Genomic DNA, 13,193 nt, shown 5'->3' with positions numbered 1-13,193 from the left:
TCGGCTCCTATCGGTCCAGGTTCCGGCCCACCGCACGCATCAGAAAGATGGCGACGATGTTGGCGAGGATGATGGCGATGATGCCGCCGGCCGACGCACCGCCCACGTCATAGCCGAGCAGCGCGGTGCGATAGATCAGGAAGACCAGGTTGGTGGAGGCGTAGCCGGGACCGCCATTGGTGGTGACGAGGATCTCCGCATAGACACCGAGCAGGAAGATCGTCTGGATCAGGATGACGACGGTGATGGCCCGAGCGAGATGCGGCAGCGTCAGGTAGATGAAGCGGTTGAAGACATTGGCGCCGTCCATCTCCGCCGCCTCCTTCTGCTCGCTGTCGAGCGACTGCAATGCTGTCAGCAGGATCAGCGTCGCGAACGGCAGCCATTGCCAGGCGACAATGATGACGATGGAAAGCAGCGGATACTGCGCGAACCAGTCGACCGGCTGCAGCCCAAAGAAGCGGTTGAAATCGGCCAGCACGCCGTAGCCGGGATGCATGATCATGTTCTTCCACACCAGCGCGGCGACCGGCGGCATGACGAAGAAGGGCGAGATCACCAGGATGCGGACGATGCCCTGCCCGAAGATCGGCTGGTCGATGAGGAGCGCGATCAGCGTGCCGCCGATGACGGTGATGAGGAGCACGCCTCCGACGATGACGAGCGTATTCCAGATCGACTGGAAGAAGGCCGGATCGGAATAGAAGAACTTGTAGTTGAACAGGCCCGCGAAGCTGACATTGGCCGGATTGAGCAGGTTGTAGTTCTGAAACGAGAACCACAGCGTCATGGACAAGGGCACGATCATCCAGACCAGCAGGAGAATGACGGACGGCGCCATCATCAGGCGTGCCAGTCCTTTCGTATTCTGCGTTGCCATACCGGCGTCCTCCCTCCAAATGCCGTTGACTTTTTATCTCGAAGACCGAGCCGGCATGTTCTTCGTTCAATGAGGCAGACTGGAAAAGGCCGCCCGGCTCCAGGCCGGACGGCAAGCGCTCGGGAGGAGCTTACTTGATGTAGCCGGCGCGGGTCATCTCGCGCACCGTCGCGGACTGCGCCTGGGCCAGCGCATCGTCCACCGACGACTGACCTGCGACCACCGCCGAGAAGAGCTGCCCGACATTGGTGCCGATCGCCTGGAATTCAGGAATCGCCACGAACTGCCCGCCCGTATAGGGAACCGGCTTCACCGAAGGCTTGGTGATGTCGGCGGCCTGCATGGCAGCAAGGGTCGGCTCCGCGAACGGCGCCGCCTTCTTGTATTCCTCGTTCTCGTAGAGCGAGGTGCGCGTACCCGGAGGAACGTTGGCCCAGCCTTCCTTGGATGCGACGAGCTCGGTGTATTCCTTGCTTGTCGCCCATGAGATGAACTTCTGGGCGGCCTCGGCGTTCTTCGAGCTCGAGGGGATGGCAAGGTTCCACGACCACAGCCAGTGACCGTGATTGTCCACGCCTTCCTTCGAAGGGAAGATCGCATAGCCGACCTTGTCCGCGACGGTCGAATCCTTCGGGTTGGAGACGAAGGAGGCTGCGACGGTCGCATCCATCCACATGCCGCACTTGCCCTGCTGGAAGAGCGTCAGGTTCTCGTTAAAGCCGTTGGAAGAGGCACCGGCCGGGCCGGCATCCTTCATCAGGTCGACGTAAAACTGCAGCGCCTCCTTCCACTCCGGCTGGTCGAACTGCGGCTGCCAGTTCTCGTCGAACCAGCGTCCGCCGAACGAATTCGTCAGCGCGGTGAGGAAGGCCATGTTCTCGCCCCAGCCGGCCTTGCCGCGCAGGCAGATGCCGTTGATGTCGGCATCACGGTCGGTGATCTTGCGAGCTGCATCCCCGATGAATTCCCAGGTCGGGCTTTCCGGCATCTTCAGCCCGGCCTTCTCGAAGAGGTCGGTGCGATACATGATCATCGCCGACTCGCCGTAGAACGGCGCGGCATAGAGCTTGCCGTCGACCGACAGGCCGCCGCGGATCGCCGGCAGAAGGTCATCCACGTCGTAGGAATCGCCAAGGCCGTTCAGTTCCATCAGCCAACCCTGCTTGGCCCAGATCGGAACCTCGTAGTTGCCGATGGTCAGGATGTCGTACTGGCCGCCGCCCGTTGCGATGTCGGTGGTGACGCGCTCACGCAGGACGTTTTCTTCAAGAGTTACCCATTCGAGCTGGATGTCCGGGTTCTTGGAGGTGAAATCCTCCGTCAGCCCCTGCATGCGGATCATGTCGCCATTGTTGACGGTCGCGATGGTGAGGGTTTCGGCCGAAGCCATGCCGGCAAGGACCAGCGCCGAGCAGGCGCCCAGCAGAATCGTCTTCAGTGTCATATCTTCCTCCCAGAAGATGGAAACGAGCATTCGCTTTGCCCGTGAGCAATTACCCACCTTTGAGCCTCGCAAGTCAACGGCGATTCGATGCTGCACTGCAGCACGTGCAAACAAGCTCCTGAATTGATGGAAAAATTTCTGCTTAACTGCCGAGCAATTGCTCGGCAGTCGCTTCGTCGGTGATCAGCCCGTTGATGAGCCTGCCCTTCAAGGCCGCCCGGACCGCCCCCAGCTTGCGTCGCCCCTGCGCCAGTCCGATGACGCAGGAGGTCTCGATGGACGGGATCGGCACGCTGGCGACGCGCTCGTTGACCGATTCCCGCAAGAGCCTGCCGTCGTGATCGAACATCCAGCCGCAGATCTCGCCGGCCGCGCCGCTTTCGACGAGGCGCGCCATTTCCTCTCGCGCCAGGAAGCCGTCGACGCAGAGCGGACCCTCGGGACCGAGTTCGCCGATCCCGACGAAGGTCACGTCCGCCTTGGCGCCCAGCGCCAGCGTCGAGCGCACGAGCGCCTGCTCGTGGAGCGTCTCCCGCTCCTCCGCCGAGGAGCAGAGCACCGGCAGCGGCATCGGGAAATGCCGCGACTTGATGGCATCGGCCATCGAGAAGATGACGTTGTAGTAGGCCGCGGACCCGTCCGGTCCGATATTCCCGGTGAGCGAGACGATCCGGTGTTGCGGGCATTCCATCGGCGGCAGCTGGTCCACGGCGGCCTTCAGCGTCCGTCCCGTCCCGACGGCGAGGATGATCGGCTCGGGGCGCTTCAGCCAGCGTTCGATTTCGGCGGCTCCCGCCTCTGCTATACCCACGGTCGCGGATGTGCCGGCGGGATCGCTGGGCACGACTTCCACCTGCCGCAGGCCGAACCTCCCCCGCAGCGCCTCGCCCAGTTCGAGGCAGGCGGCGATCGGATGATCCAGCCTCACCTTGATCAGGCGCTCGGCCACGGCCAGCGAAACCAGGCGCTGCGCCGACTGGCGCGATATTCCCATGGCGGCTGCGATCTCGTCCTGCGTGCGGCCGGCCACATAGTAGAGCCAGCCCGCCCGTGCCGCATCGTCCAGCCTTCCATGAATGTCGGACCGTTTGGCCATATCACGTCCTCCGCCGCAGTGTTGCTGCCATGCTTCGCCGCCGCATGTCAAACATCCGGACGGACGCTGCGGCGTCAGGAGACCTGCACGAGATGGCCGGCTGAGACTTCCCGGTATTGCCTTGGAGGAGGAACGTAGCCGGGCGGACGGATCGGGCTCCTGATCTCGTCCACTGCGGTGTTGCGCTTGATTCCCCGGCGCGAGGGATCGGGGATCGGCACCGCCGCCATCAGCTTGCGCGTATAGGAATGCTGCGGGTTCTCGAAGACCGCGGCGCGCGGCCCGATCTCCACGATCTCGCCGAGATACATCACGGCGACGCGATGGCTGACCCGTTCGACGACGGCCATGTCATGGCTGATGAAGAGATAGGCGAGCTTGAGGCTCTGCTGCAGGTCGAGAAGCAGGTTGCACACCTGCGCCTTGATGGAGACGTCGAGCGCCGACACCGCCTCGTCCGCCACGATCACCTTCGGATCCAGCATCAGGGCACGCGCGATGGCGATGCGCTGCCGCTGCCCGCCCGAGAACTCGTGCGGAAAGCGCCCCATCATGTCCGCCGACAGACCGACCTTCTCCAGAAGATCGGCCGCCTTGTCACGGGCCTGGCCCTTCGTGCCCAGCCGGTGCTCCAGATAGGGCTCCATGACGGCGGAGCCGATGCTCATGCGCGGGTTGAGGCTGGCAAACGGATCCTGGAACACCATCTGGATCGAGCGGCGCATGCTGCGCAAGCTGGTCTTGTCGAGTTGCAGGACATTGTAGCCGTCGATCGTCACGTCGCCGCTCGTGGGTGTGATCAACCGGGTGACGGAGCGACCCGTGGTGGATTTTCCGCAGCCCGATTCTCCGACCAGGGCCAGTGTCTCTCCTTCGAAAAGCTGGAAGGACACCTTTTCCACCGCATGAACGGCGCCCGTCTTGCGGCCGAACAGCCCGGAGTGAATGTCGAACCGGGTCGTGAGGTTCCTGACGTCGACGATCGGCAATTTGTTCCTGGCGACCGTATCCGTCACCTCCTGAAGTTCGACCTGCTCGCCGGTTTCGATGCTGATGCTCGGAAAACGCAGCGGCAGCTTGCGGTCCGCCATGGAGCCCAGCCGCGGCACCGCCGAAAGAAGCGCCCGCGTATAGGGGTGCCGGCCACGGAGGAAGATTTCGCCGGTCGGCCCTGTCTCGACCGCCTCGCCCCGGAACATCACGATGGTCCGATCCGCGACTTCCGCGACCACGCCCATGTCATGGGTGATGAAGAGGACGGACATTCCCTCCTCGTCCTGCAACGTCTTGATGAGATCGAGAATCTGCCCCTGGATCGTGACGTCGAGCGCCGTGGTCGGCTCGTCCGCGATGAGCAGCTTCGGCTTCGACGCCAGCGCCATGGCGATCATAACGCGCTGGCGCATCCCGCCCGAGAACTGGTGCGGAAACTCGTCGTAACGATCCTTGGCGTTGGGGATCCTTACCTTTTCCAGAAGCCGGACCACCTCCGCCCTCGCCTCGGACTTGCTTATGTCCTTGTGGACGGTCAGCGCCTCTGCGATCTGCTTGCCGATCGGGAAGATCGGGTTGAGCGACGTCATCGGCTCCTGGAAGATCATCGAGATCTCGTTGCCGCGCACCTGCCGCATCTGCTCGTCCGGCAGCGTCAGGAGTTCGCGCCCCGTGAGCCGGACGCTGCCCTCGACGCGGCTGGAGTTCTTCGGCAGAAGACGCATGATGGAAAGCGAGGTCACGCTCTTTCCCGACCCCGACTCGCCGACGATGGCCACCGTCTCCCCCGGCGCAACGTCGAACGAAATGTCCTTGACCACCGGTCGCCACCGGTTCTCGACCTTGAAGGACGTGGTCAGGTTCCGGACCGAGAGCACCGGCTGCGTCGAACCGCTCACCTCCTGGGACGCCGTTTCCGCAAGCGACATGCGATACTCCCGTTCTGTGGACGTGGATCGTCAGGCGGCGAGGGCCGTTTCGGCGAGGGTGACCCAGTAGCTGATGCCGTAGGGCAGCGCCTCATCATTGAAATCATAGGCCGGATTGTGAAGGTTGGCCGTGTCGCCGTTGCCGATGAAGATGAAGGCGCCGGGACGGCGCTCCAGCATGTAGGAGAAGTCCTCCGCCCCCATATGCGGCGCCATGGCCATGTCCACCGTGTTCGGCCCGCCGACCTTGCCGGCCACCTCGGCGGCAAAATCGGTCTCGGCATCGTGGTTGAACGTGACCGGATAGCCGCGACGATAGTTGATCTCTGCCGAGGCGCCGTGGGCAAGCGCGGTCGCCTGCACCACGTCCTTGAGGCGCTTCTCGGCGAAATCCCGCGTTTCCGGAAGCAGTGTGCGGACCGTACCGCCCATCGTCACAGTGTCCGGGATGACGTTGTTGGCCTCACCGCCGTGGATGGAGGCAACCGTCACGACCAGCGAGTGCAGCGGGTCCGTCTGCCGCGACACGATCGACTGCAGCGCCAGCACCACGTAGGATGAAACCAGCACCGGATCGACGGAGTGATGGGGCTGGGCCGCATGGCTGCCGCGCCCGTTGATGGTGATCTCGAACGTATCCGCCGCCGCCATGACCGAGCCCTTGCGGATGGCGAACCGGCCGAGCGGCAGCCCCGGCGAATTGTGCATGCCGTAGACCTGGCCGATCCCATACTTGTCGAGGAAGCCGTCCTCCACCATGGCGAGCGCACCGGCACCGCCCTCCTCCGCAGGCTGGAAGATCAAGGCGACCGAGCCTTTGAAATTGCGGGTTTCCGCGAGGTACTGCGCTGCACCGAGCAGCATGGCCGTATGACCGTCGTGGCCGCAGGAATGAGCCTTTCCGGGAGTTTTGGAAGCCCAGGGCTTGCCGCTTGTCTCCAGGATCGGGAGCGCGTCCATGTCGGCCCGGAACCCGACGACCGGCCCCTCGCCCAGGCGTCCCTTGATGATAGCCACCACGCCGGTGCGGCCGACACCCGTCTCGACGACATCGCAGCCGAACGAGCGAAGCTTGTCGGCGACGAAGGCGGCGGTCTTGTGCACGTCGTAGAGGATCTCAGGGTGTTCGTGCAGGTGACGCCTCCAGCCCGCGACTTCCTCCTGCATTTCCGCTGCACGATTGAGCACAGGCATCCCGCGACCTCGTCTTTGGTTGTCGTTTTTCCCACTTTGTCCGCGGATATTGCGATGCCCTACGATCACTTTGCAAGCTTCAATTTTCCGACTTGAACGTAAAATAGGCCTATGCTTAGATGGCTCAAAATTTGGTCACGCACAACTGGGAGTGCGGGATCCGGCACGCACCTGCAGGCCATCCGAAGGAGGGACGTTTAGAAAGCCTTCTGCCAAATCAATCACATCACTCCATGCTGATACCGAGTTGGCGCTGAAGGAGCATTTTTCGCTTCCGACGCGCAATGCAACCTTTACGATAACGACAAAGGGGAACAGTAGCATGAGGAAAGTCAAGATCCTGCTCGCCGGAACGGTGGCGGCGCTCGCCGTCTCGGGGTCCGTGGCACACGCCGAAAGGGGCACGGACGGAGAGCTGAAGATCCTCTTCTGGCAGGCCGTATCGACACTCAATCCGTATCTCTCGGGTGGCACGAAGGAAGTCTACAGCTCGTCCATGGTGATCGAGCCTCTAGCCCGCTACGACGAGAAAGGCGAACTTACTCCGACGCTGGTGACGGAAATCCCCACGGCCGACAACGGCGGTGTTTCCCCCGACATGATGAGCATGACCTGGAAGCTCATCCCGGATGTCAAATGGTCGGACGGAACGCCCTTTACCGCCGAGGATGTCGTCTTCACCTGGCAATACTGCACGGCACCCGACGGCGGCTGCGCCCAGGCGGCGCAGTACGAAGGCGTCAAATCCGTAGAAGCGGTCGACCCGCAGACTGTCAAGATTACCTTCAGCGAACCGAAATACTATCCCTACAGCGCCTTCGTCGGTGCCCAGTCGCCGATCATCCAGAAGGCGCAGTTCAAGGATTGCGTCGGCGCCAAGGCGCCTGGATGCACATCGGCCAACTTCGGACCGATCGGCACCGGGCCCTTCGTCGTGAAGGACTTCAAGCCGAACGACGTGATCACCTTCGAGGCAAACCCGAACTACCGCGATCCCGCCAAGCCGGCCTTCGCCACGGTGACACTCAAGGGTGGCGGCGACGCGACGTCCGCGGCCCGCGCGGTACTCGAGACCGGCGAGTTCGACTACGCCTGGAACATGCAGGTCGAGCCCGAAGTCCTGGCTACTATGCTGCAGGCGGGCAAGGGCAAGATCGAGACCGCCTTCGGAACACAGGTCGAGCGTATCAACCTCAACTGGTACAACCCGGATCCGGCGCTCGGCGACAAGCGTTCAACCAAGGAAGCCGGTCCGCATCCCGCGCTGTCCGACCCCGCAGTCCGCCGCGCCCTCTCCATGGCGATCGATCGGACCATCATCGACGAGGCCGGCTACGGGGAGTCGGGCCAGCCCACATGCAACATCGTCCCCGCCCCGGATATGTACATATCCACGGCAAATGACTGGTGCCTCACCCAGGACATCGAAGGCGCCAAGAAGCTTCTTGACGAAGCCGGCTGGACGCCCGGCCCGGACGGCATCCGCGCCAAGGACGGCGTGCGCCTCTCCTTCCTCTACCAGACCTCGACCAATTCGGTCCGCCAAGCGACCCAGGAACTGGTGAAGGACATGTGGTCGCAGATCGGCGTGGCATCGGAACTGCGCAACGTCAGCGCCTCCGTCTTCTTCGGTGGCGATCCTGCAAGCCCGGACACCTTCCAGAAGTTCTATGCGGACGTCGAGATGTACACGAACAACTTCGACGGCACCGATCCTGAGAAATACCTGGCAGAGTGGCTTTGCGACAAGGTTCCTGGGCCGGAGAACGGCTGGCAGGGCCAGAACATCCCGCGCTACTGCAATCCGGAATACGACAAGCTAGTCGCCGAACTGGCCAAGACGGGTGACCTCGGAAAGCGCGCGGAACTGGCGAGGAAGGCCAATGACATGCTGACCGCCGAGGGCGCGCACATCCCGCTCATCCACCGCGGACAGCCTTCTGCCGTTTCGCTCAGCATCGAAGGCCTCAGGATGAATGCCTGGGATTCCGAACTCTGGAACGTCGCCGACTGGTCGCGCAAGAAGTGATGCCGTCCGCGGGGCCGGCTGGAAGGCCGGCCCCGCGGCTGCGCTACCTCCGCGCCGTCTGGAGACGCCTGCATGTTTACCTACACCCTTCGGCGATTGTTCTTCGCGATCCCGACCCTGCTGGTCATCAGCTTCGTGATCTTCGCCCTGCTCGACCTCGCTCCCAGCGATCCGACGGGCGACCTGCCTCTCACCATTCCTCCCGAGGTCCGCGAGCAGATCCGGGCCTCCCTCGGTCTCGACCAGACCTTCCTGATCCGCTACCTCAAGTGGCTGCAGCAGTTCTTCGTGAACGAGCCCCTGAACCTGCTGGAGAGCCTGACCGGCTGGCAGTTCGGCGACGGGGAGCGCATGCGCGTGCTGTCCTGGGCGACCCGAAGCCCGGTGGTGGACCTGATCGTCCAGCGCCTGCCGCAGACGCTCTGGGTCGTCGGGCTGGCCTACCTGTTCGGGATCCTCATCGCGATCCCGATCGGTGTGATATCCGCCTACAAGCAGTATTCCATCTTTGATCAGGTGGGCACCTTCGTCTCGATGGTCGGCTATTCCGTCCCCACCTTCTTCACCGGCATCGTGATGATCGTCGTCTTCAGCTCCTATCTGCAGTGGTTTCCGTCCGTCTACGATACCAATCTGCGGGTCACCGATCTCGACAGCCTGTGGCTGCAGGTGAAGCAGATGGCGATGCCGGTCGCGGTTCTGGCGCTCTACAACGCCTCGCAGATCACGCGCTTCGTGCGCGCTTCGATGCTTGACAACCTCAACCAGGATTACGTGCGGACCGCCCGCGCAAAGGGCGTCAAGGAGAAGGCGGTCCTTCTCGTCCACGTCCTTCGAAACAGTCTCATTCCCGTGGTCACGGTCGTCGCCCTCGGCGTCCCCACCATCTTCTCAGGCGCGATCATCACAGAGCAGATCTTCCGCGTGAACGGTCTGGGCCAACTGCTGATCACCGCAGTCCAGGGAGCCGATATTCCACTGGTCCAGACGCTGACCTTCATCTTCGCTTTGCTGATCGTCCTCTTCAACCTGATTGCCGACGTGCTTTACGGCATCCTGGACCCGAGGATCCGCTATGACTGATGCTTCCGCCACGGCACCCCTTCCCGGAATCGCGCCGTCCCGGTCGGTGGCCGGCGATATCTGGCGGCAGTTCCGCGCCCACCGGGGCGGGCTCGCCGGGCTTTTCGTCTTCGTCTTCATCGTGCTTGCCGTCTATGTCGGCCCCTATATCCACCAAGTGGCTCCCAACACGATCAACGTCCGGGAACGGAACCAGTGGCCGTCATGGGCGCATCCCTTCGGCACGGACAATCTCGGCAAGGACATGCTGGCACAGGTGCTGGCCGGCGGGCGGATTTCCCTCGCGGTCGGGATAACGGCCATGCTGCTGGCCCTTCTCCTCGGCACGCTGGTGGGCGTGCTGTCCGGCTATTTCCGGCGGCTGGACGGGCCGTTGATGCGCATGACCGACCTGTTCCTGGCCCTGCCGCTCCTGCCGCTGCTGCTCGTCATCCTGATGCTGTTCCGCGATACACTGCGGTCGGCCTTCGGTCCGGAGACTGGCATCTTCATCCTGATCGTGTTCGTGATCGGTATCACCAGTTGGATGCATACCGCCCGCATCGTCCGAGGCGATGTTCTCGCGGTGAAAAGCCAGGAATTCATCGTGGCCGCGAAGAGCAGCGGCATGCGCGAGCACCGGATCATCATCCGCCACGTCCTGCCGAACGTTCTGAGTTCGATCATGGTATCGGCCACGCTCGGCATCGCTTCGGCCATCATCACGGAATCGGCGCTCAGCTTCCTGGGGCTCGGCTTCCCGTCCGACTTTCCGACCTGGGGCCGCCTCCTATACGACGGCGCCAATTTCATGCAGCTAACGCCGTCCCGTGTCCTGTGGCCCGGACTGGCGATCTCCCTCACCGTCCTCAGCGTCAACTTCATGGGCGATGCGATCCGCGATGCGCTCGATCCCCGGGCCTTGAAGCGCTAGAGAAAGCCGGTCGGAAGAAAAATTCAAAAAAGTTTGCGGGCGACGGAACGTTCCCGAGATCTGGCCGTTATGTGGAGGTCTGGAAGCACCCCCCGTCCCCCGCCCTACAAAGCTTCCGGACGATACTCTTCAGTCCCCCTCGAAGAGATGAGTTGGCTCGGTTCCCCTGGAACCGGGCCAATTCTGCGTTTCCCCCTGCGGCAGGCAAGAGGCGTCACTCGTTCGCCGGCTCCAGAGGGAATGTCAGGTGATAGGAAATCCGCTGGCGGGAAATCAGGTATTCTGCCTTGCCGTTGACCGAAGCGGGCACGACCCGTTCGAGCACGGTGCTTCCGAAATGCGCCTTGAGCTGCTGCGTATTCTCGCCCGGACCATGACCCGGCTGCAGGGGCTCGTGCCAGACCATTTCCACCATGTCGTGATCGTCCACACGCTTGCGCATGCACGACACCTCTACCGGCAGTCCGCTTCGCAGCAGGGATCCGTGGCTGACGGCGTTCACGATCAGCTCATGCAGCGCAAGCCCCAGGTGCAATGATGCGTTCGGGCTGAGGAGCAGGTTGTCTCCGCTCACCTTCACGAGATGGCGGTTCTCGGGCAGGTACTTCTCCGTCTGCTGCTGCACCAGATCGAAGAAATAGGCGCCGCGCCAGCTGGAATCGGTGATCAGGTCCTGGGACTGCGACAGCGAATAGAGCCGGCCGCGAAACTTGTGCAGGAAAAGATCGAGCGATCCCGAATATCGTGCCGTCTGCAACGCGATGCTCTGGATGATGGCGAGAAGGTTCTTTGAACGGTGGCTGACCTCGCGCAGAAGCGCGCGCAGCAGCCGCTCCCTGTGCCGCTCCTCCGAGCGGTCCACGATGGTCGTCACGAGATGCAACCCGCCAAAGGCGAATTCCACGGCCTGCACCCTGAATTCGAAAAACTGCTCGGCTCCGACGACGACCTCAAGCTGGCCCTTGCGGCCGGGCTCCAGCATGTCCGCCTTCAACGCTGCGAGGCGCGCGGCGACATCTTCCCCGAAGAGCTGCATATCGGTAGGCGTGACGGAGTACTCCTTGGACCACACCTCTGGCAGGTTAGCGACGAGAAGATAGTTATACTCACCATCCTGGATGATGATGCTCGCGCCGAGATCGACCAGCGCAGGCATAAAAAACTCTCGCAACTTGTCATCACTCTGACCAGCTCGCTGCCATGTCAGCGGATGCACCAATTTGTAACTCCGTCTCGTTTCAAGGAAGGGGCTGCGGACATGCCGTCATACCCCGATCTGCCTGCATCGTTATAGAGACTGGCCATCGGGCCAACAACCCGCCTTTTCTCATATCACCTCGGGTCTTCGAGTGCGTCGGCCCTATCGCAGCGCAGAAAGCTCCTCGCTGCAAAGCGATCGCGAAGTCTGGCGCAAACCGGCACCCCGAGCCTTTGTTCCAAAGAGGGGCTGCGGACAAACATCCGGCGTCCCCTTTTGGTCATGGGGTTCAGGCAGCCGCCTTCACCGTTTCGTTGAAGAACAGGGCCTGGCTGATCAGGGCCTTCACCATGTCCGGGTTGAAGGGCTTCGTCACCAGGAACGCCGGCTCCGGACGCTCGCCCGTCAGGAGACGCTCCGGGAACGCCGTGATGAAGATCACCGGAACGTTCGAGGACTTGAGGATCTCATTGACGGCGTCGATGCCGGAACTGCCGTCGGCCAACTGGATGTCGGCGAGCACCATCTTCGGATTGGAACTCTGGAACAGGTCCACCGCTTCCCTATGGGTGCGCGCAATGCCGGTCACGCGGTGGCCGAGCTCCTGCACCATCTGTTCGATATCCAAGGCGATCAGCGGTTCGTCCTCGATGATCATGATGTCCGTGGCAACCTGTCGGGAGATTTCTCTGGATGCCTCGTCCAGAAGTTCGGTTGCCCTCTGGACGCTGACATCCAGCACTTCCGCAGTCTCTTCGATCGTGAAACCCTCGACGGACACCAGCAGGAAGGCGTGACGGGCCATGGAAGGAAGCGACGCCAGATTGGCGGCGGCCCGCTGTTCCCAGGCGAAGGGAGACTCGATCGGTCTGATCTCGATCGAAGTGGAACCAAAGATTGCCACGAATAGTTTGTAGAGCGAGACACGGTCCTTGGATGTTTCAGGAAAGATCGAAACATCGGCGATCAAAGCTTCCAATACCGCCGCCACATAGGCGTCACCGGAAGTCTGGGACCCGGTCACGGCGCGCGCGTATCGGCGCAGGTACGGAAGGTGTGATGCAACGCGTGTGGTAAGTGACATACAGAAATTCTCCCCTGATGCCCGACGGGCAATTACAGGAGGGGAACGTGGGGCCTGAAAAAAAGTTCCGCAAGGGGTGGAACTATTTTTCGGGCAATGCATTCTCTTGTCACGATATCGCAACAGGCTGCCGGCGTGATGAGTGACGACAACAGAAAAAAGCAGGACATGACCATCTCCCATCAAGACATAAGACCAGGATCGATGCCCCCAAACGCATCGATTTCCCGGAAGCTCCGCGAGTTTTACGACGCGGTGCAGGAAGAAGGCATTCCTGACCGTTTTCTGGATCTTCTGGAGAAGCTGGAAGACGCCGAGCGCAACGCGAAGTCGGTGAAGGTGAAATGACG

The 13,193-nt window shown here is 62.2% G+C and carries 11 protein-coding genes; 4 read left to right on the top strand and 7 right to left on the bottom strand.

What is annotated here, in order from left to right; all coding sequences use genetic code 11:
- Nucleotides 1-7 precede the first annotated feature (7 nt).
- From RTCK_RS11030 to RTCK_RS11010, 5 genes are all read right to left on the bottom strand, one after another.
- Nucleotides 8-880 carry a carbohydrate ABC transporter permease gene (locus RTCK_RS11030; RefSeq protein WP_142592838.1) on the bottom strand — a complete coding sequence of 291 codons (873 nt, stop codon included), beginning with the start codon at nt 878-880 and terminating at the stop codon, nt 8-10.
- 130 nt (nt 881-1,010) lie between these two features.
- Nucleotides 1,011-2,324, bottom strand: coding sequence for an ABC transporter substrate-binding protein (locus RTCK_RS11025; protein ID WP_142519683.1), 1,314 nt, complete (start codon nt 2,322-2,324; stop codon nt 1,011-1,013).
- 142 nt (nt 2,325-2,466) lie between these two features.
- A complete protein-coding gene (locus RTCK_RS11020; RefSeq protein ID WP_142519682.1) occupies nt 2,467-3,420 on the bottom strand; it encodes a sugar-binding transcriptional regulator in 954 nt (317 codons plus the stop codon).
- A gap of 74 nt (nt 3,421-3,494) precedes the next feature.
- Nucleotides 3,495-5,342 (bottom strand): ABC transporter ATP-binding protein, encoded by a 1,848-nt coding sequence (locus RTCK_RS11015; protein WP_142592837.1) that lies wholly within the window; start codon nt 5,340-5,342, stop codon nt 3,495-3,497.
- A 30-nt stretch (nt 5,343-5,372) separates the two neighbouring features.
- On the bottom strand, nt 5,373-6,536 hold the full coding sequence (locus RTCK_RS11010) for a M20 aminoacylase family protein (protein ID WP_142592836.1): 1,164 nt from the start codon (nt 6,534-6,536) through the stop codon (nt 5,373-5,375).
- Nucleotides 6,537-6,858: 322 nt separating this feature from the next.
- On the opposite strand from RTCK_RS11010, the gene RTCK_RS11005 reads away from it, so the two are divergent.
- From RTCK_RS11005 to RTCK_RS10995, 3 genes are all read left to right on the top strand, one after another.
- Nucleotides 6,859-8,565 carry a peptide ABC transporter substrate-binding protein gene (locus RTCK_RS11005; RefSeq protein ID WP_142592835.1) on the top strand — a complete coding sequence of 569 codons (1,707 nt, stop codon included), beginning with the start codon at nt 6,859-6,861 and terminating at the stop codon, nt 8,563-8,565.
- 72 nt (nt 8,566-8,637) lie between these two features.
- Entirely contained in the window at nt 8,638-9,648 is a 1,011-nt protein-coding gene (locus RTCK_RS11000) for an ABC transporter permease (protein WP_142592834.1), read from the top strand.
- Complete coding sequence (locus tag RTCK_RS10995) at nt 9,641-10,561, top strand: ABC transporter permease (RefSeq protein ID WP_142592833.1); 921 nt, start codon at nt 9,641-9,643, stop codon at nt 10,559-10,561. The genes RTCK_RS11000 and RTCK_RS10995 overlap by 8 nt, the downstream gene beginning before the upstream one ends.
- Nucleotides 10,562-10,775: 214 nt before the next feature.
- Here RTCK_RS10995 and RTCK_RS10990 read toward each other — a convergent pair whose 3' ends face one another.
- Nucleotides 10,776-11,717, bottom strand: coding sequence for a sensor histidine kinase (locus tag RTCK_RS10990; RefSeq protein ID WP_235988670.1), 942 nt, complete (start codon nt 11,715-11,717; stop codon nt 10,776-10,778).
- A 331-nt stretch (nt 11,718-12,048) separates the two neighbouring features.
- Entirely contained in the window at nt 12,049-12,843 is a 795-nt protein-coding gene (locus RTCK_RS10985; protein ID WP_142519676.1) for a response regulator, read from the bottom strand.
- Between the two features lie 168 nt (nt 12,844-13,011).
- Between RTCK_RS10985 and RTCK_RS10980 the strand changes: the two genes are divergently transcribed.
- Complete coding sequence (locus RTCK_RS10980; protein WP_142522798.1) at nt 13,012-13,191, top strand: NepR family anti-sigma factor; 180 nt, start codon at nt 13,012-13,014, stop codon at nt 13,189-13,191.
- Nucleotides 13,192-13,193 lie beyond the last annotated feature (2 nt).

This window comes from Pseudorhizobium endolithicum (genome assembly GCF_902153245.2).
GTDB lineage: Bacteria > Pseudomonadota > Alphaproteobacteria > Rhizobiales > Rhizobiaceae > Neorhizobium > Neorhizobium endolithicum.
The sequence above is the reverse complement of the archived record's forward strand: the minus strand, read 5'-3'. Positions and strand labels throughout refer to the sequence as shown.

What these genes read in the sequence shown, in the direction of transcription:
- RTCK_RS11030 (WP_142592838.1), bottom strand. Translation starts at nt 880, where the DNA reads ATGGCAACGCAGAATACGAAAGGACTGGCACGCCTGATGATGGCGCCG.
- RTCK_RS11025 (WP_142519683.1), bottom strand. Translation starts at nt 2,324, where the DNA reads ATGACACTGAAGACGATTCTGCTGGGCGCCTGCTCGGCGCTGGTCCTT.
- RTCK_RS11020 (WP_142519682.1), bottom strand. Translation starts at nt 3,420, where the DNA reads ATGGCCAAACGGTCCGACATTCATGGAAGGCTGGACGATGCGGCACGG.
- RTCK_RS11015 (WP_142592837.1), bottom strand. Translation starts at nt 5,342, where the DNA reads ATGTCGCTTGCGGAAACGGCGTCCCAGGAGGTGAGCGGTTCGACGCAG.
- RTCK_RS11010 (WP_142592836.1), bottom strand. Translation starts at nt 6,536, where the DNA reads ATGCCTGTGCTCAATCGTGCAGCGGAAATGCAGGAGGAAGTCGCGGGC.
- RTCK_RS11005 (WP_142592835.1), top strand. Translation starts at nt 6,859, where the DNA reads ATGAGGAAAGTCAAGATCCTGCTCGCCGGAACGGTGGCGGCGCTCGCC.
- RTCK_RS11000 (WP_142592834.1), top strand. Translation starts at nt 8,638, where the DNA reads ATGTTTACCTACACCCTTCGGCGATTGTTCTTCGCGATCCCGACCCTG.
- RTCK_RS10995 (WP_142592833.1), top strand. Translation starts at nt 9,641, where the DNA reads ATGACTGATGCTTCCGCCACGGCACCCCTTCCCGGAATCGCGCCGTCC.
- RTCK_RS10990 (WP_235988670.1), bottom strand. Translation starts at nt 11,717, where the DNA reads ATGCCTGCGCTGGTCGATCTCGGCGCGAGCATCATCATCCAGGATGGT.
- RTCK_RS10985 (WP_142519676.1), bottom strand. Translation starts at nt 12,843, where the DNA reads ATGTCACTTACCACACGCGTTGCATCACACCTTCCGTACCTGCGCCGA.
- RTCK_RS10980 (WP_142522798.1), top strand. Translation starts at nt 13,012, where the DNA reads ATGACCATCTCCCATCAAGACATAAGACCAGGATCGATGCCCCCAAAC.